Below are 19631 nucleotides of genomic sequence, written 5' to 3' on the forward strand. Positions count from 1 at the left end.
AATTCATAGCTCTAAATTTAACCTGTTTTTTTGAACAAATTGCCAATTTTTAAATTAGGCAGATACTTTCTTCCAAAATAATGTGTTTTCGAACAGGATGCCTACGGAAGAAGATCATAATAAAAATTATTTGTCTATTTAAGGGCAGACGAATCCCTTGAAAAAGAATCGGTTAAAAAATTTGTGTGATAACTAGTCTAAATCCATTGTTTGGATCGCCGCAGGCGTTCAAAAACCTTATAAAATTCAGTTTGATACACATGATAACTTGACAGTTTGAGATAGACCTGTCTCCCAGTCTGAACAAGTTTACCGGCTACTTTAAGCAATATCAGCCGGATGGAATGAATCGTCATGCCCTGGTTCACTTTATCAAAACCAATGCTTTTTAAAAAATTAACGAGGTTGTATGCAAGGACACTGATCATCATTCTGACATGATTTTCTAAGAAACGCGGGCTATCTGTTTTATCGAAGTAAAAGCCACCTTTCGCTTCTTTGATGAAATTTTCCATTGTTCCTCGCTTGCCGTAAAGAGAAAATATGACTTCAGGCGAGACATTGTCGGATAGATTAGTCACAATAAACGCATGATGAAATAGCAATTCTCCTCCTTCACGGACGGAGCGTATACAGACACGACGAGGTTTCGACCAGGATTGTGCTTGATAAGGTAGTGAAAAATACTGCACTTCTCGCTCTTCCCATTCTTGATTGTCCCCGTAAAGAACAGAATGTTCAGCTAACTGACTTAACCTCCGATTGCTCTTTAATCGGATAACGTACTGGCTTTCAGTTGCTTCACAAGACTCATACACCTCTGGTGTGGCGAAGCCGCTGTCACCCCGAACCAATATCTCGGTATGAGGTAACGTGCTCTTGTAGTGGTGTAAAAGCGGGTTGATAAAGGCTTTTACCCCTTTAGATGTGTACTGATTGCCTGAACGCAGTTCAGCTTTTAAGAAATCTCCGGTCAGTCCATCAAAGGCAACTAATGGGTGATAGCCGTAGGTTTGATAATGGGCATTATAATCTGTTTGTTCTTGGCGTCCAAAGGTATCCGAATGTGTGGAATCGACATCAATGATTAACTCGGTGTCATTGCGAATTAAACGTGCTTTATCAATCAATGACTGATTTAATGCTTGGAGTTGATCGATGTTCTCCTCGGTGAAACGATCCAGAAACCGTGAGATTGAGGATTGTGATGCCAACTGTTTTTTACCGAGTACAGCTTGAAAGACAGGATCCCGTCTTAATAGATTAGCTGATGAGTCTGCCGAGTAACCAGCAATTAATTGCATAATAAGCTGTTCCAATATCGCTAAGTTATCATGGGTAAAATAAGCCCGATGATCTGTAATATGGAGCCATTGTTTAGCTAAGTGCGAAAAGCCGAAGGTATTCATTAATTCTTTAACCAGGACTAACCCCGAATCACTTGATAGACGACCACCGGTATGTGAAATAGTGATATTTGAATTGAATTTAACTTGATTTTTGTGTAAGCTAGTCATGAGAAGAACTCCTTTCTTATGGTTGGTTTCGTCACCTTTACCATAGCAGAATGGGGTTCTTTTTTCATCACTTAAGGGGTGAAACTAAAAAAGTAATTATCAGACTGCCGTTAGGCAGTTTCAGACGGTTTCAATTAAAAAGTATGAATTATTCAGGTAATGAATAAAAAAACCGGTCCCTTCATCTTCCTATCATTCCTCTTACAGTTTTGACACATCTTTATCTAACAAAAAACGTTTATCCTGTGTAAAAGGATAAACGTTTTTTGTTATTTTATTGTTCTAATTGACCCAACCAGCCAGATGTACCACCTAGAACATTGGTTACTTGATACCCTTGTTGACTGAGAAACGCACACGCTTGTGCGGAGCGCGATCCCATTTGACAAATCAGATAATAGGGTTGGTTTTTATCTAATTGCTGATAATTTTCGGTTAAAGTACTTAAAGGTAAGTTGATGGCCTGAGGGACATGCCCCAGTTGATATTCCATTTCTTCTCGTACATCAATAATCGGTATTTTTTTTCGTTTTGCTTCCTGATAAAATTCAGGCATGCCAATCGTGTTATACATTTTCTAGTTCCTCCGGTTTTACCATTCGATATAGCGCAAAAGCACCATCTAAATTTTTGGCTGAGATGCCTGCTTGTTTTAGCATCCGTTCTGCAATATAACTACGCAAACCGCTGTGACAACTAACAATGTACTCCGTTGACTTGTCTAATTCCTCCAAACGTTCTCTTAACTCATTTAAAGGAATAGACACAGCATTTTTAAATTGACCATTGGCTCGTTCGGCGGGATTACGGACATCTAATAAAACAGCCCCCTTAGCTAATTCGTTGGATAACTCATACCATTGAACGTTTTCACTCAATCCTTCTACAAGGTTCATCGCTGCATAGCCTAACATGTTCACAGGATCTTTCGCTGAACCAAACGGCGGCGCATAGGTAAACTCTAATTCAGGCAAATCAAAAATAGTTAACTGTCCTTTGATAGCGGTCGCAAGAATATCAATCCGCTTATCTACGCCCTTTGCCCCAATTCCTTGTGCGCCATAAATTTCCCCTGTCGTAGGGTGGAAAACTAATTTTAACTGAAGATCTGTTGCGCCAGGATAATACCCCGCATGGTCTTTTCCACTGATATGCACAACAGCTGTTGTTAGTCCAGCAGCTTTAGCAGCCCGTTCGCTTAAACCAGTTGAAGCAGCGGTTAAATCAAAGACTCGCACAATGGCGGTCCCAATGCTCCCTTGATTTTTTCTCTCTAACCCAGCAATCACATCCGCTACTTGACGTCCTTGGCGATTGGCAGGAGAAGCTAAAGAAATCAGCGCATCTTCTTGAGTGATTTGTTGTTTCACTACAATAGCATCCCCAACCGCATAAATATCGGGTTGATTCGTTTGATAGCGTTCATCAACAACAATACCGCCACGTAAACCAGTTGCTACACCTGCTTCAACTGCTAAGGTATTTTCTGGTTGGACCCCCACCGACAAAATGGTTAAATCAGAAGCTAATGTTTGACCGTCTTCTAAGCGAATCACTTGCCCTTCTTCTTCAAAAGCAACCGCAGATTGTCCCGTAATTACTTGAACATTGTTTTTGCTTAATTCAGCTTTGACAAAAGCGGCCATTTCTTCGTCTAATGGCGGTAAAACATGGGGTGCCTTTTCCACGAGAGTGACTTCTAATCCGCGTTTTTGTAAGTTTTCTGCCATTTCCAAGCCAATGAAGCCTGCGCCAATCACGACGGCTCGTTTTGTTTCTGGTGTCAGGGCTGTCATAATTTGATCTAAATCAGGAACATTTCTTAATGAAAAAACATTTTTGGCTTCTGCCAATCCTGTAATTGGTGGCACAAAAGGTTTCGCCCCTGGTGATAGAATCAATTTGTCATAGTGTTCTGTTAAAATTTCTGTTTCATGTTTCACTGTGATCACTTTTTCTATTGGATCAATCGCCACGACTTCATGGTGAGGACGAACATCTAAATTAAACCGTGCCTTTAACGCTTCGGGTGTTTGAACAAGCAGTTGTTCTCTTTCTGCGATTTCGCCAGAAACGTAGTAAGGCAAACCACAGTTTGCAAATGAAACAAAAGGGCCTTTTTCCATGACAACAATTTCAGCATCTTCCATTAAACGACGTAAACGTGTCGCTGCTGACATACCACCAGCCACGCCTCCGATAATTACAATTTTCATTTATTTTCCTCCTTTAATTTGACCAGACCATTGGGACATCCCGCCACGAACGTTAATCACGTGATAGTTTTTTCTCGCTAAAATTTTGGCCGCATTTTTGCTGCGCATGCCGGACTGGCAAATCACATAGACTTCGTTAGCGGATTTGTTGTAGGCGGGAATTTTGTTAAGTGGGACATTAATCGCTTGTGGAATATGCCCTGCGCGGTATTCGCTAGGTGTCCGGACATCTAATAACGTTATCTCTTTAGATAAACGTGACTGCAATTCCTTTGTTGAAATACTTGGCGTTTTTTTAAACAATTGAAATAACATTTTGTTCTCCTTCTCTTATATACCTTACGGGGTATATTTAACATGAAAAAGTTAGACTTGTCAACTGAAGAGATTTCTGCCATTTTTAGATTCAAAGAAAAGATAGTTGACAAAAATACCTCGTATAGGTATATTTTAAACCAATCACTACTCTTAAGGAGGGGCAAAATGACTGAAGAAAAAAAGAAAGTGCTGAATCGTTTACGCCGCACAGAAGGTCAAATTCGCGGGATTCAAAAAATGATTGATGAAGAAAAAGAATGTATCGATGTTATCACTCAGTTGAGTGCGGTCCGTTCTAGTATTGATCGCGTGATGGGGATGATTGTTGCGGAGAATTTAAAGCATTGCTTTGAAAATCCTGAAAAAGATCCTAAAGAACAAGAAGAGCGATTAGCACAAGCAATCAATATGATTGTCAAAAAGTAAAACAACGCAAACTTATTCAGCGAAAGATAAGTTTGCGTTGTTTTTTTTATTTATTAGACGAATCTGCCCCGCGTTTTTTTAAATTGACAAGCATAAAAAGAATCGTGCCAATTAGTAAAATCACGACGGCGATATAAAAGCCCATGACTTTCGAACCTGTTGTGTCAGAAATTTTCCCAGTCAAAGCTGGGGCAATCACAGATGACATCATGCCGAAAAAGTTAAACACGCCCAAAGTAGTGCCAATTCCAATTTTTGGTGCATTTTCACCTAGCCAAGAAATAATAATCGGTTCTACAGCTAATTTTCCTAAGAACCCATACATAATTAAAGCAATTAATAACAACGTCGCATTACTTACTTGTACAGTTAACAAGAGCATGGCTGTTGCTAAAAATTCTAAAACAACGATGAATTGAACTTTTTTATGCATGTACTTATCCGCCAACCGACTAAAAAATAACGCTCCTGGAATAGAGGCAAATGCGACCAGCGAAGAGGACAATCCAATTGCTGCTCCTTGGAAACCACGTTCGGTACTTAAAAAATTAGGTAACCAAGTCACAATCATATAATATGCATAACAAGTGCCAAAATATAAAATATACGCAAATAGCATATGTGGCGCAAACAGTTTTTTAAAGGGCACTTTTTCTTTTACCGCTCCGTTATCTTTTTCATCAACAACGGTTGGCTGAATCAAGGCCATGTCTTCTTTATGATTGCGAATAATCACTTGAAAAGCCACTAACATACAAATAATCATAAAGGCGGAAATGTACATCATCACTTGCCAAGGCAATCCTTTTTGGGCAACTAAATAACTAGATAAAATCATCCCTAAACCTGAACCAACTGCTGAACCACTGTTGACAATAGCTGTTGCAAAACTTTTTTTGGCTTGAGGAATGTTTTGCGACGTCAACGAGTAAGCCGAGCCATAGAAAGAACCACATCCTAAGCCTGCCAATAAGCTACCTAAGTAAATTGTTCCAATCGTTTGGGCTTGGGCAATCAGTAATGCTGCCAGCGCAAACAAGATAAAGCCTGGAATTAATACACGTTTTTTCCCAATTTTGTCTACCAAGAAGCCTGCAGGAATCTGCATGACTACGTAACCGAGAAAATAAAAGCTAGAAATGGACCCTAGGGCCGTATCGGAAGCGTTACCATTTAGAGACGCGCGAATTTGTGGATAAACGGGAGAAAGCGCGGAACGATAAATCCAGATTGTTACCCAGCCCATACATAGTAAAATAACGATTTTTTTCCAATAAGCCAACGAACTTTTTGTCTTGTCTGTCATTTTCTTTTCCTCCACCAATCATTTTTTTGGTTAACGTTTCACAAGGAACAAAAGCACTACGCTTTTTTACGTAGTGACCTTTGTCCTACCTTCTTTTTTAGTTTAAATACTCAGCCAATGCATGAGTACTACCGCTACCGCCTTCAAATTGATAGCCTTGGTGTTTCAATACAGTCTCAAAGGCACTTAAAAAATGCAACACATTGTCTTCGCGACTGCTGTAACCCATATTACCGACCCGCCAAATTTTTCCTTTTAAATCACCGAAGGAAGAGGCAATTTCAACTTTAAAATGATCCAGTAATAAGCTCCGCACTTTTTCACCATCAATTCCTTCTGGAATGACCACAGGAATGACTGTTGGTGTTTTTGTGTCTAACTTCCCGAAAATTTCTAAGCCCATTTTTTGCAGACTTTCAACTAAAATACGATCGTTTTTCCGATGGCGTGCGTAGACATTTTCCATGCCTTCTTGAAGTAACAAGCGCAACCCTTCATGTAGCCCATAAATCATTGTAGTCGCTTCTGTATGGTGATTTAAGCGCTCTGGTCCCCAATATTTTTCTAATTGCGATAAATCCAAGTAGTTACTTTGAATGAACCGTTCATTCCGCGCATCCGCGCCAAGCCCTAACTCTTTTTGGTAACGGCCAGCCAGATAGTCGGCCACACGTTGGTTGTAAGTAATCAAAGAAAGGCCTGAAGGTACACTGACACATTTTTGAGTGCCTGCTACCGCAATATCAATCTTCCAATCATCGACCTTTGTTTCGACACCGCCGTAAGTCGCCACCATATCTACTACGAAGAAAATTTCATTTTCCCGACAAAAGGCGCCAATTTGATCCAGCGGTTGCATTTGTGCATTCGCCGTTTCGCCGTGGACCATCGCAACAATTTTTGGTTGATGTTCTTTAATCGCTTCAATCACCGTTGTTTGTTCAAACGGTGCGAGCCAGTCCTTTTCTAAATAAATGACTTCGGCCCGGGCGCGTTCGCAAATTTCACCTAATAAATAAGCAAACCGGCCGTACGCAGGCACAAGCACTTTGTCACCTGGCTCAATCAATGCAAATAACCCCGCTTCTAAGCCTGAACGTGACGTGCCATCAATGGCAAAAGCTTGTTGATTCTTTGTGTCAAAAGGTACTTTAATCATTTCCCGAACTTCGTCCATAATCTGTAGAAATTCTGGATCAAATTGCCCTAAAATTGGTTGACCCATTTGACGAAGTACCGATGGATGGGCTTCGACTGGTCCCGGCGTCATGATTGTTCGCCGTACAAAATTTGGTTGTTGATACATAGTAATCCCTCACTTCATTTTTAATTCTTCTCTTTTATTATCTTTGGAAAAACCCAGAAATTCATTGTGCAATTTGCACTATTTTGACTTTGTTTTTTAGACATATTCAATAACTATCTTTTGTACTCCTTTTTATTCTTCGCTATACTATAAAAAAAGGAGGTTGTTGTGATGAAAATATTAGCTGAGGTCTTGGCTTTACCAAGATTTTCTGACTTACAATTATTATCGTCTCACTCAAACTTAACACAGCCCTTGGAAAGTGTAGAAATCACGGAAACACCTGATGTGGCTGATTTTATCCCTAAAAATGTCATGATTTTAACAACGGCAATGATTTATAAAGATGATCAAGAAAAATTGAAACCTTTTATTGACTCGCTAAAACAAGCAGAGTGTACGGCTTTAGGAATCAAAGTTGGGCGGTTCCTTGACGAAATTTCACCAGAAATTGTTGCCTATGCCAGTGCCGTTGATTTGCCCCTGATTAAAATTCCTAGCACACAGCCACTAGGCGGGTTGTTGCATGAAATTGTAGGCTATCTTCGTGATAGCAAAACCGAACAGATGTCTGTGGCATTTGACATCCAAAAGCGTTTTTCAACATTATTAATGCAAGATGTTGATGCTACGCGTTTCATCGCTGAATTTGCGAAAATTTTAAATGCGCCAATTATTTTATTAAGTCCTTGGCAACAGGTGATTGCCCACTCGAATTATTTTTATGGCAATCAAAAATCGGCGGAGTTTTTTATCAAACAATTATCAAAAGACCACTTTCAACAATTGGCACAAGAAAAGAAAATCTTTCGTTTACAGGATGAGCGACAAGAAAACATTCAAGTAGCTGGCTTTCCAATTCGTGTGAACGATTATTTTCCCTATTATTTATTGGTCTTATCTCCTGAACAGATTCCTTATCCTATTTCTGAATTTGCCATTGATCAGGCCATTTTAGTTTTGACTTTTATGTTATTTAAAAACCAGAAAATTGCTGAATCTTTTGAGCATCTCAAAACAGACTTTTTGGACCGCTTGCTTGATACACATCAAGAAGCGCTGAGTAAACATCAAAATTGGTTGGAACTTTGGAAAAATTATCGTTTAATCAACAGTGATTATTATCAATTAGCGATTGTCTACGGCGTGACTAAACCAGAAAATGAAACCCATATTCGTTATCAGCAAGCGGAAGGGCAACTAATTTTCCAATGGCTCACAGAACAATTGCCGGAAATCCTGCCAGATGTCGCCTTGTTTAAATTAAAAAATCAAAATAAAAGTATCTTGATTTTTCAATCTAAGAAAAATGACCATTTGATGATTTTGCAAAACCTCGCTGAACGTTTGCAACAGGCTTTGCCTATTACCATTCGCTTTGCTTTAGGCAATGCTTATGAAAACCTAGAAGATTTGCCTAATTCTTATATTGAAGCTTCCTCGACATTAGAGGCTTCTTTACACGCTCAAAAACCAGCGACTGTGCAATTGTTCCATCCCAAAGGCCTAGCTGGACTTTTTGAAAAGATTGGCACTCAAGATGTTGAATACTTTTGCCAGCAACAATTGAAAGAGTTGGCCTATCCGACGGAACCGACGTTACAAGAATTACGAAAAACCTTGAAAGTTTTTTTAGATTTCAATTGCGAAATTACTAAAACGGCCAACGCTCTTTACCTTCACAGAAACACCATTAAATATCGCATGAATCAATGTGAAAAATTATTAGGTACCTCTATTCAAGAGCCTGAGACGAGTTTACTCTTACGGGTAGCGCTGGAACTTTCAGAAAAATAATTAACAGGAAAATAGCCGAATAAAAGTAACGTCTACCAAGAAGAAGGACTCTACCGTTCACCACTGTGTGTTCAAATCCTATTGTTCCGAGGTCATTACTTTACATTCGGCTTTTCGTTATAATTCTGGTTCACGATTGGCATCTTTGGAATAAACGTACATTAGCGGTTCTTCACGGCCAACCGCATAGGCCGCTTGTGGCACATAGGCACTCATGAAAATATAGTCCCCTTTTTCCACTGGATACCATTCATTGTCCAAATTGTACATCCCTTGGCCACTAATTAAATACGCACCATGCTCTTGGACATGCGTTTCAATATAGGCATGACTAGCACCTGGTTCAAAAGATAAGATATGCATATTCATATCAAAGTCAAACTCTTTCGGTAATAAACTCCAAAGTAAAACATCTGTCATTCCTTCATATTCTTCGGGTTGTTGGTCATGAATTGACCCAACCACTTTATAAGGTTGATGGCCCGCCAACGGCTGATAGCGTTTTTTATATAAGAAAACTTCTGTGTCCGCTTCCTGTGCATTCGCTAAATACATTTTCATTTCAGGCGTAAAGTAGGCGTAGCCCCCTGCTTCAAGTTCATGAGTTTCTTGACCATCTGAAACGCGCAAACGACCGTCAATGACATAAACCAACGTTTGAATCCCGTCGCCACCAAAACCAGTTGTTTGTTGACCATTTTTATGAAACGTAGCAATGTAATCCACAAATGTCGCACCTAATTTAGGTGATCCCAAAATGGAAATATCGACATTTTCAAAACCAGGTACTGCATTTTGTACCAAACCATCATGGGGAATAATGGCGTAATTGTCTTTTTTTATCACAGCTCTTGATGTTAACAATTCTTTTTGGTAACCAACTCGATTATTTTTATAACCCATCACAATTCTTCCTTTTCTATCTTATTTATACGCTAATTCATATAAGGTATCTGCTAAAAGCTTGACGCCTTCAACCAAATCTGGAAATGCCGTTGCTTCTGCAGGATTATGACTAATCCCACCAATACTTGGCACAAATATCATCGCTGTCGGGTAATGAGGCGCAATAATTTGCGAATCATGCCCAGCACCACTATGCATCATACGATACTGATACTTGCCTTCTTTGGCTTTTTGTTCAATAACTTCTACAATTGCTTGATTCATCGGTACAGGGGCTTCATCCATCCAACGGTCAATCGCAATCGTTAAGCCTAATTCTTGAGCAATTGTCTTCATCCGTTCTTCTAATTCACCTGTAAAATGTCGTAAAAAAGCAGCGTCGGTATGACGGCAGTCAATTGTAAATTCCACTTCTCCAGGCACCACGTTGACTGTGTTGGGTTTCGGAATGACTTTACCGAATGTTAAAACTAACGGATCCCCAATTTCGTTCGCACGATCAATGGCTTCTGCACAAATTTTAGCAAAGCCGTACACCGCATCATGACGGTAACTCATTGGCGTAGTGCCTGCATGATTGGCTTGCCCTTTTAAGTTAACCGTGTAGCGACGTTGCCCCACAATACTATGAACAACACCGACTTGGAGCTTTTCGTTCTCTAAAATATTGCCTTGTTCAATATGAATTTCGACAAATGCTTCAATGTCCTCACGTCTAGTTTGCTCCTGCCGAAAATCAAAGCCTTGGCGATGCATCTCATCAACAAACTTTTTGCCTTCGTTGTCAGAGATATCGACTACTTCTTCACGTTTGGCTTCACCAACGACATTTTTGCTTCCCCAGAAAACCGTTGGAAAACGACTCCCTTCTTCTTCAGCCATGGAAAGCACTTCTAAAGAACGCCGTGGTTTCCCATATTTGTCTAATAAATATTGAACAGCCGTCATGGAAGCAATGACACCATATTGACCATCTAAGGTCCCACCATTAACTACTGTGTCGATATGTGACCCAGTTAAAATCGTTTCCTGAGGAAATTCCGTTCCTGCCACTCGACAAAACAGATTCCCGACTTCGTCAAATTGCGTTTCCAGTCCAAACGCCTCAGTTTGGCTTTGCACATACTTTTGTGCTGCCAACCACGAATCTGTATAAAGTAAGCGTGTCATCCCTCCTGCAGGATCACTCCCAATTGCTGACAACTCTTCGATTCTTTGTTTTAAAACTTTTTCCAAGTCCATCACAAAACCTCCTGACTGATTACACTCTGATTGTAAACGTTTCCCTAGTTATCTTCATTGTACTTATCAAACAAAATTAAGCCTTTTTTTGTGCAAAACAACCAATGAACATCCTCTAACTCATGGACAGAGGCGCTAATTCAATCACACTTCTGTCCCTTTTCATTTCTAAAATAGGTGTTTAATTTTTGATAAATACGCCGTTAAACGCCTCGGTTACTCCAGTTTCTTGTGCGTAAATTGTTTCGCCTCTTAAAATTGTTTGAATCACTTGGGCCCCAATTTCACGACCAATGTAAGGACTAATTTTATTTCGGTATTCTAAATCTTCTGCTTTTAAGATATACGGCGCATTAGGTTTAATTAGTACAAAATCGGCATCCTTACCAAGGCTGATGCGGCCCTTTTGTGCTAAGTGATAACGGTCAGCTGGGTTTGCTGCAATCATATCCGCGAATTGTTTCAAGGATAAACCACGTTTTTGGACGGCTTCATCGAATAACACATCGACGTTATTTTGAACACCAGAAATGCCGCCCCAAGCTTCAAAAGCATTGGTTGTATCTTTTAAGTCTGGCGTACAAGGAGAATGGTCAGAGGTTACAAACGCGATGCCGCCTGTTTGCACGTGGTTCCATAATGCGGCTTGTTGGTCCGCGTCACGAATCGGCGGCGAACATTTGACAACTGGACCAATGGCATCAAGTTCATCCGTGGTAAAATATAAATAATGCGTACATGTTTCACAAGTCACATCTACCCCTTCTGCTTGGGCTTTCAAAACTTCTTCCACGCCTTCTTGACAAGCCACATGGCAAATATGAATCCGACAACCTGTTTCTTTGGCAAATAAAATGGCTTTTTGAATCGCTTCAACTTCGGTAAACACAGGACGTGTAGCTACATATGCCGCTAAAGTCGTTTCGCCATTTTGATAAGCTAACGCGCCTAATTTATCCGTAATTGGCGCACTTTCTGCATGGATTGCTAGCACTTTGCCAGTTTTGGCGACTTGTTTCATTCCTTCATATAGCGAATAATCGTCGACATTTTGAAAATCTCCTTCAATTGAACGATCGCCGCACGTTCCTAAAAAGCATTTATAGCCGGAAACGCCTCCTTCATCAAGTTCCTGAATCCCACCAGCCAAGTTGGTCGGGACCACGCCGCCAAATGACCCTACATCTACTTTTAGTTTATTTTCTCCTGCCTTGTATTTGATCTCAAGAGAGGTCTTATCCACAGTTGCTGGAATCTGATTTAAAGGCATTTCCATAAAGGTCGTCACGCCCCCTTTGGCACAAGCGGCCGTTCCTGTGACATACCCTTCCCATTCATCGCGGTAACCACCACCAGGATCGGTAATATGAACATGAGCATCCACCATCCCAGGACTAACGACTAAACCCGTCGCATCAATCACACGTTCTCCTGACAAGTCTTGCCCGATCGCTACGATTTTTCCTCCTTGAACGGCGACATCCGTAATGACTTCTCCAGTTTCTAAAATAACTAACCCGTTTTTAATCACTAACTCTGCTTGCATCTATTTTCCCTCCTGATAAGCTGTTTCTTTCACTTTTTTTGAATCCCAAGTCCATTTTTTTAACACTAAGTACAGCACAAAACCTGTGGCAAAGCCCACAAACCACGAAATATCAGCAATGATTTTAACCTGTGGAATAAATTGACCACTTAAGGAAAGAACCAACGCCAGAATAGTAGCAACATACGCCGGTTTGTTTAATCCGTAAAAAGGATTGGCTTCCTCTTTTTTGTGTTTATCTACGTATAAAGCATTTAAATCAATTTGTTGCTTTTGAACAAAATAATAATTCGCAATCATCACACCAGCGACTGGTCCTAAAACAGCCCCAATTGCGTTCAGAAAAATAAAAATACTATCGGCGTTTTCCATCAGTTTCCAAGGCATAATGAGAAAGCTGATAACACTGGCAATCATGACGCCTTTTTTATACGTCATTTTTTTAGGAAATAGCGCCGCCAATTGATAACCTGCCGGAATGATGTTCCCCGTTGCATTCGTTGAAATAGTCGTTAATAAGAAAACCGACATGGCTAAGACCACCACTGCCACATTATCTAAACGATCAATAATGTTTAAAATATTCCATTCTTGAATCCCAAAATACAGCGAACCACCTAACAGAATAACCACACTGGAAAAAGCGAAAATCCCATAACCAACAACTAAACCTGCTGTTTGCCCCACAACCTGAGCACGTGTCGAGCGCGCATTCTTAGTAAAATCCGCTACACTCGCACCAGGCGCTGACCAAACGGCCACAACCGAGTTAAAAATAATCAGATACGCCACAAGTGGATTGACTGAACGAATCGCACCAGAAACTTGATAGGACAAAATTGGTGTTAAACCGCCCCCAGCTCGAATGGCCCAAATCGTTAATCCAATAATAACGACATAAATCAACGGACTTAAAATGGCGGTAAACCGGTTCAAAATTTTGCTACCACCGAAACCTATTGCCACATTTAAGAGCCAGAAAAGAGTAAACGCCATTAATTCAGGTAGCCTGAGACCAAAAAACTGGAATGATCCACCAATTTGTAAAAAGTTCGGCCAAAATTTCCCGAGAATAATTAATAAAGCCAGCGATCCTGTAAATGTTTGCAGACCAAACCAAGCAATCGCGGCCACACAACCTCTTAAGAACCCTGGCAGTTTTGCTCCGAGACTGCCGTAAGTAGACTGTAAGTGCATCGCAAAAGGAATGCCATATTTAGAGCCAGCCACGCCATTCAAATTCATGAAAGTTGCTACAATGAATGAGCTTAACACAACTGCCAGCATAACTTGCAGCGGCGATAAACCTAAGAAAATAAAGCCGCCCACTGCTGCATAATTCGGGATATTATGAATCGAACCCATCCATAATGTAAAAAAATTGCGCGCGCCCATCGTCCGTTGTTTCGGGCTACTTGGCAACAAATCCTCATTGTAGCCACGTGCTTTCAGCGCTGTTTCTTCTTGAGCTGTTACTTGAGACACATTTTTCTCCACGACAAACTCTCCTTTTTATTAAAAATTTTTTTCTATTAAAACACTCTGCCTTCTCTTTTTTGTCACTTTTGCACAAACATGCGTACTACTCTCATCACACAAATTGTAAGCGCTTTTTATAACAACAATCATTAGTTACCCCAACTAAATAACAAACGATTCTTTGTTCACTTTGAACGAAAAAATAGCAACCTTTTTTATATCGTCCTCTCACTCTAGAAAGTAAGAAACAAATCTTTTTATTCACATATTATGTACAAATTCTCTTTTCAAATGCTAAAATACGCTTATTATTAAAAATGACATAAATAAATTATACATTTAAATGAAATCCAACACAACATTTTTTAATCAAATACACACAAAACAGATAAACTGAAGTGGATTTTCAGGAAGAGACCCATCCTGAAAAAAGACACTGACAAAAGAGTTTTCTCACAAGATCGACAACTTTTCACAGATTCAAAATCTTCTTTTTCAATTTTTACGTTTTTAAAAATAACATTTTGAAAATAAAAAAATGCTTAATTTTAATCAAAAAAATAAACAAAGATTTCTGATTTTATCAGAAATCTTTGTTTATAAATTTTTTTGCTATAATTCCTTTAACAAAATAAAATCCGTCTGTTCATCGTCTCCCATAAAAAATGAATGTTGACTGTAATAGCGGTAGCCAATCGTTTTATAAAATGCCCGCGCCGCATCATTGTGTTCCCAGACACCTAGCCACAGTGCGTTTTTACCAAATTCACGAGCTTTCTCTTCCGCCAGTTCTAACAATTGTGTCCCCAGCTTCTTTCCTTTAAACGCAGGCAAAATATACAATCGCTCAACCTCGAGCTTTTCTGGCCCCATCGGTTCCGTTTGTGCCTTCTCACAATTTAATTTCATGTAGCCAGCTAATTGATTATCGACAAAGATAAAATAAAAGTCAGAGTGGGGATTAGCCAATTCCTTTTGTAATTTTTCTAAATTGTAGGCTTCTACTAAATAGGCTTGCATATTTTCTGGGGTATTATATGGTCCGAAAGTATCTGTATAAGTTTCAATGCTGATTTCTTGTAACGCTGGTGCATCTTCTATTGTTAATTGTTTTATTTCTCCCATCAATCAGTCGTCCTTTCCTTAATAATTTCGAGTGTTCCCTTTTTTGACAAATTCCCAATCTTCGCTGACATTTTTACGCATCCGGACTAAGTACTCTGCCAATTGTGAAATTTCCACTTCTGACAAGCCTTGCAAAGCAACTTGATTCGAGTGTTGATTTTCGCGCACAATGATTGGATAAACGTTTTTCCCTTTTTCTGTGGCATAAATCCGCTTAATTTTTTTGTTGCTTGCATCTTCTTGACGATAAATAAAGCCTTGTTCTTCCAAACGCTTAATCGCCCGCGCCGCTGTGGTTCGATCAACTTTAATCAGTTCGGCGATCTTTTCTTGGATAATCCCAGGATTTTCACAGACCCTGACCAAATAAAGATATTGTCCTCGTGTTAAAGATAATTCCTTAAATTCAATATTACTGATTGAATCTAAGGCCCGCGCAATCATGCCAATTTCTCTTAAAATATCTGTCACTAGGACACTTCCTTTCGCTAATATTTTATGATTGTCATTACTTTAACTTATTTTTGTTGCATTTGCAACAAAAATAAGTATAAAAACTACAGATTTAAACAATTTGAGCATTCGTGAAATTAAAATAATTATTTCTTTTGTTATATTAACAAGTAAGATAAAATTAGTTATAGCGTCTATAGGAGGAATAGTATGAAAAAATTATTTTGTGTTATTTTAGTTATTTTTTTAACAGGTTGTAGTTCTCAAAAAGCGAATGAACCTAAAAAACAAGAAAATCCTACCAATCATACAACATCAATGAAAAGCAGTACTAATCATTACAGTTCTAGCACAGAAACAAGCTCTAATAATAAACTAAAAGAAACTTCAGAAAGTGCCAGTACCACTCAGGCTTCGTCAAAGTCTAAAAATGAAGTATCCACAAATGTCGAAGAAACAAATTCTTTAGAAGCAACACCTTATGCTGTCGATCTTAGTAGCTTAAACAATCCACTCGTATTTAATTTTAAAGGAATGAATGTGCCAACTTCAATTACGTTAGAAAACTTAAATTCAACACCAACTGCTACCTTCCGAACTAAATTGTTTGGGGCTGAAAATGATCAAGTGAAAGAAGCCATTAATAAATATGAGCTATCTATAAATACAATTCCTACAAAAGAGATTAGAATATTTTCAGCGGCCGATAACAGTATTCGCACCGTTAAAGTAAATACAGAATTAATTTTAGGAACTAATATTTCTTCAAACGATGAACAAAATAGATCGGGCACTTTATACTTATTCAACAATAAAAATGGTTCGATATCTTTAATCACTCCTAACTACGCAGGCAATGTTACGGATGACCAAAAAGACGTTATGCTAGAAGTAATTCAATAAATAACCAAAAAAAATAATAAAGAGAAAACTTCATACTTAGAAGTTTTCTCTTTATTATTTTTTAGGAACTCCTCTAGAAACTCGTTTTAGTCCCCACTTATTTTTCTTATTTCTTCACCCATTAAGCACGCAATAGAAAATAGAACATTTCATTTGAAAATGAATTATTGTTCTGCAACATGCACCGTTTGTAAAAATTCTGCGACTGAGAAATGGTATTCTTTCTCTTGATTTCCTTGAATGGTTCGAATCATTTTTTCAACTTCTGGTTGCAGAGCGGCAAATTGAACTTGTTGTCCGCGACCTTCTGCTGCGAGACAAAATTCTTCTAAGATATCTAACGCCGTGCTATCAATGCTAGGAACTCCTCGCATTGAAAATACTACACCACTTTTTGTTTCCAATTGCAGTAACGTTTGTTTCAATCGTTCAGAAGACATGAAAAATAACGGGCCACTCAAATAAACTACCACCCAATTTTCCGTACAATCGGTCGGTACTAGCCCCATTCTTGACCAATCAACTTCCTCGACATTAATCGTAATCACGGCACTTTTCGCAATGAAAAACAGGCAACCCGCTAAGACCCCTAAAACAATCGCTAAACTCAAGTCAAAAATAACGGTCGCTACCATCGTTAAAAAGAATAAACATAAGGCTGTGTGGAAACGTTTCTGGAAGAATTCTTTAATCACCGACCATTCATTCATTCGCCACGCTGTCACCACTAAAACACCAGCTAACGCAGGCATGGGAATTTTAGACATGACTGGCGATAAAAGCAACATCGATAACAATAAAAAGACCGCATGAAAAATACCCGCTAAACGTGTTTGCGCACCAGATTTAATCACTACGCTCGTCCGGGCAATCGCTGCCGTCGCAGGCACGCCACCGAAAAATGGCAAAATTAAGTTGCCAATTCCTTGTGCCACTAGTTCCTGATTACTGTCTAATGATTTCCCTGTCATGCGACCAGCCGAAGCGCCACAAAGCAAACTTTCAATCATACCTAACATAGCAATGCTAATCGAAGGCACCAAAATATCCTGAAACGCACTTAATTGAAGCGAACCAAGTTCCAAACGTGTATCACTAAAAATACTTGTCGGAATTTTCCCTACAGTGGCCACTGGCAGTTGAAAAACCACTGTTGCTAAAGTAGCTAAAATAATCATCACCAATGAAGCTGGTATCATCGCATTCCACTTTTTCGGAAAGAACACTAATCCAAGCACCACTAAAATCGACATAACCGTCGTTGGTATACTTAAATCAAAGCCCAATGAACGATAACTGCTGATTTTCTCAATTAAATTGTGGCCTTCTGAACGAACCCCAAAGAAATTATCAAGCTGCCCCAACGCAATAATAATAGCAATTCCTGAAGTAAACCCGGTAATGACCGGTGACGGAATAAAAGAAGTCAAGCTCCCTAAACGCAAAATCCCTGCCAAAAGCAAGAAAATTCCCGCCAAAAAGGTGGCCAACAAAATCCCTTGCATGCCATACACTGCCGCAATTGACATTAAAATAGCTGCCATCGCACCTGTTGGTCCTGAAATTTGATAAAACCCACCCGAAAGGCTCCCAATCACAATTCCAGCGATAATCGCCGTGATCATGCCAGCTGCTGCAGTGGCGCCGCTAGAGACCCCAAACGCTAACGCTAACGGCAACGCGACGGCTGCGACAGTCAAACCTGCCAAGAAATCTTTTTTCAATTTTTTTTGATTATACCCTTTAAATTCATCCCTTATCATTTGTGTGTACTTTTTAAACATTCGCATCCTCTTTTCATGAAATTTCCATTCTAAAGATATCATATTTTCGGAAAGATAATAAGGTGTTTTGTGAAGGAAATCGCTAAAAAATTTTTTTCACCTCATTTAGACAAAATTGTCTAATATTTTAAGAATTTAGCCACCGCTGTTTCCTAGAGTATGATATGCTTAACTAGTAAATAGGCTTCACAAACTTACATTAATTGGGGGAAACTATTATGTGTACAGGCATCAAGATTATTTCCAAAACAAATGATATTTTTTATGGACGTACGATGGATTTTACGTTTGACTTTTTTGGCAACGAAGATCCAATTGCACCAAAAATCCCTACTCTAATTGCTCAATTTCCAAAAGGTACAGTTCTAAATAGCCAACTAAATCCTTGGACGGCAAAATATTCCTTTATGGGACTAGCAATGTCAGGCACAGATCAACCAGCGAACGATGGTAAAACCGTCAGCCTTGCTATCACAGATGGTATCAATGAAGCCGGCTTATCTGGTGATATTCAATATTTAATGGAATCTTCAACAGCACCTGCTGAAAGTTTAGCAGATCGTGGTTTAACACCTCATATTGCAGAAGAAGTTCTCGCTTATATTTTGAGTAATTTTGAAAGCGTTGACGAAGTAAAAGTAGCTTTTGAAAAAATCGGCCTGTTAGATCAAAAATTCCAACTTGATTCATTGGGGGAAGTTCATTTTACCTTGCACTGGACCATTAATGATAAAAATAATAATAGTATTGTTTTGCAACCAACAGATAACGGAGCGTTCGTCATTTATGATTCGATTGGCGTAGTCACAAACAGCCCAGAATACAATTATCATTTAACCAATGCACGAAACTATATCGGGATGCGCAACTATGCTATTAAGGAACCTTACACTTTAAAATCAGGCGCAACACTTGACCCAATTGAAGGTGGGACTTCTTACGGACTATTAGGAATCCCAGGAGACTTCACTTCGCCGTCACGCTTCATTCGTGCGTTATACTATTCTGACAATCTCCAAGAATTTGATAGCTCTGAAGGGATTATGCAACTCTATCGCGCCTTCCAAACAGTGATGATTCCTCGGGGAATTGGCCATTTAGGTCAAAGTAATTCTCTGTCTGATTTCACACATTATTGGTCAGGATATGATGTAACTAATTTAACCATGTATGTCCAACCAGAAAGTACTACCTCATTTACAAAATACACTTTGGATCCAGCTTTAACAGAAGTTACTACTTTTGCTGTTTCTAACGAGCTACTACTAACAGATTTAAATCAATAAAAACACAAACAACGTCTCTGA

17 protein-coding genes are annotated in these 19631 nt (G+C 39.2%); 4 read left to right on the top strand and 13 right to left on the bottom strand.

Annotation, left to right across the window (positions count from 1 at the left end; translation table 11 throughout):
* Positions 1-197: 197 nt before the first annotated feature.
* The 4 genes from IGJ20_RS11690 to IGJ20_RS11705 form a co-directional block, all read right to left on the bottom strand.
* Positions 198-1517, bottom strand: coding sequence for an IS1380-like element ISSsu5 family transposase (locus IGJ20_RS11690; RefSeq protein WP_002338419.1), 1320 nt, complete (start codon positions 1515-1517; stop codon positions 198-200).
* A gap of 274 nt (positions 1518-1791) precedes the next feature.
* Positions 1792-2091: a rhodanese-like domain-containing protein gene (locus IGJ20_RS11695; protein ID WP_002361086.1), complete on the bottom strand. Its 300-nt coding sequence runs from the start codon at positions 2089-2091 to the stop codon at positions 1792-1794.
* Positions 2084-3733, bottom strand: a complete 1650-nt coding sequence (locus IGJ20_RS11700) for an FAD-dependent oxidoreductase (protein WP_126254786.1) — start codon at positions 3731-3733, stop codon at positions 2084-2086. Before IGJ20_RS11700 ends, IGJ20_RS11695 begins: the two co-directional genes overlap by 8 nt.
* A complete protein-coding gene (locus IGJ20_RS11705) occupies positions 3734-4048 on the bottom strand; it encodes a rhodanese-like domain-containing protein (protein WP_002365287.1) in 315 nt (104 codons plus the stop codon). It abuts the gene before it with no gap.
* Between the two features lie 168 nt (positions 4049-4216).
* On the opposite strand from IGJ20_RS11705, the gene IGJ20_RS11710 reads away from it, so the two are divergent.
* Positions 4217-4477 carry a metal-sensitive transcriptional regulator gene (locus tag IGJ20_RS11710; RefSeq protein ID WP_002355063.1) on the top strand — a complete coding sequence of 87 codons (261 nt, stop codon included), beginning with the start codon at positions 4217-4219 and terminating at the stop codon, positions 4475-4477.
* Between the two features lie 46 nt (positions 4478-4523).
* Here the strand turns inward: IGJ20_RS11710 and IGJ20_RS11715 are convergent, their stop codons facing one another.
* Both IGJ20_RS11715 and IGJ20_RS11720 read right to left on the bottom strand, forming a co-directional pair.
* Positions 4524-5783, bottom strand: coding sequence for an MFS transporter (locus IGJ20_RS11715; protein ID WP_002368361.1), 1260 nt, complete (start codon positions 5781-5783; stop codon positions 4524-4526).
* A gap of 97 nt (positions 5784-5880) precedes the next feature.
* Positions 5881-7089: a pyridoxal-phosphate-dependent aminotransferase family protein gene (locus IGJ20_RS11720; protein WP_126254785.1), complete on the bottom strand. Its 1209-nt coding sequence runs from the start codon at positions 7087-7089 to the stop codon at positions 5881-5883.
* Positions 7090-7260: 171 nt separating this feature from the next.
* On the opposite strand from IGJ20_RS11720, the gene IGJ20_RS11725 reads away from it, so the two are divergent.
* Complete coding sequence (locus IGJ20_RS11725) at positions 7261-8886, top strand: PucR family transcriptional regulator (RefSeq protein WP_126262273.1); 1626 nt, start codon at positions 7261-7263, stop codon at positions 8884-8886.
* 117 nt (positions 8887-9003) lie between these two features.
* Here IGJ20_RS11725 and allE read toward each other — a convergent pair whose 3' ends face one another.
* The 6 genes from allE to sylA all read right to left on the bottom strand — a co-directional run bounded on the left by allE (position 9004) and on the right by sylA (position 15655).
* Positions 9004-9789, bottom strand: a complete 786-nt coding sequence (gene allE, locus IGJ20_RS11730) for a (S)-ureidoglycine aminohydrolase (RefSeq protein ID WP_002384779.1) — start codon at positions 9787-9789, stop codon at positions 9004-9006.
* A gap of 21 nt (positions 9790-9810) precedes the next feature.
* A complete protein-coding gene (gene allC, locus IGJ20_RS11735) occupies positions 9811-11034 on the bottom strand; it encodes an allantoate deiminase (RefSeq protein WP_002383320.1) in 1224 nt (407 codons plus the stop codon).
* Positions 11035-11215: 181 nt separating this feature from the next.
* Complete coding sequence (allB, locus tag IGJ20_RS11740) at positions 11216-12580, bottom strand: allantoinase AllB (RefSeq protein ID WP_126254783.1); 1365 nt, start codon at positions 12578-12580, stop codon at positions 11216-11218.
* Positions 12581-14077 carry an allantoin permease gene (allW, locus tag IGJ20_RS11745; protein ID WP_033594876.1) on the bottom strand — a complete coding sequence of 499 codons (1497 nt, stop codon included), beginning with the start codon at positions 14075-14077 and terminating at the stop codon, positions 12581-12583.
* 594 nt (positions 14078-14671) lie between these two features.
* Complete coding sequence (locus IGJ20_RS11750) at positions 14672-15184, bottom strand: GNAT family N-acetyltransferase (protein WP_161970863.1); 513 nt, start codon at positions 15182-15184, stop codon at positions 14672-14674.
* A gap of 18 nt (positions 15185-15202) precedes the next feature.
* Complete coding sequence (sylA, locus tag IGJ20_RS11755; RefSeq protein WP_002383314.1) at positions 15203-15655, bottom strand: transcriptional regulator SylA; 453 nt, start codon at positions 15653-15655, stop codon at positions 15203-15205.
* 192 nt (positions 15656-15847) lie between these two features.
* On the opposite strand from sylA, the gene IGJ20_RS11760 reads away from it, so the two are divergent.
* The gene (locus tag IGJ20_RS11760) at positions 15848-16540 is read left to right on the top strand and encodes a hypothetical protein (RefSeq protein WP_126254781.1); all 693 of its coding nucleotides are present in this window, start codon (positions 15848-15850) and stop codon (positions 16538-16540) included.
* A gap of 164 nt (positions 16541-16704) precedes the next feature.
* Here the strand turns inward: IGJ20_RS11760 and IGJ20_RS11765 are convergent, their stop codons facing one another.
* On the bottom strand, positions 16705-18366 hold the full coding sequence (locus IGJ20_RS11765; RefSeq protein WP_161970864.1) for a SulP family inorganic anion transporter: 1662 nt from the start codon (positions 18364-18366) through the stop codon (positions 16705-16707).
* Between the two features lie 176 nt (positions 18367-18542).
* On the opposite strand from IGJ20_RS11765, the gene IGJ20_RS11770 reads away from it, so the two are divergent.
* Complete coding sequence (locus IGJ20_RS11770; protein WP_002384771.1) at positions 18543-19610, top strand: choloylglycine hydrolase family protein; 1068 nt, start codon at positions 18543-18545, stop codon at positions 19608-19610.
* Positions 19611-19631: the final 21 nt, after the last annotated feature.

The organism is Enterococcus sp. DIV0294 (genome assembly GCF_050558155.1).
GTDB classification, from domain to species: domain Bacteria; phylum Bacillota; class Bacilli; order Lactobacillales; family Enterococcaceae; genus Enterococcus; species Enterococcus faecalis.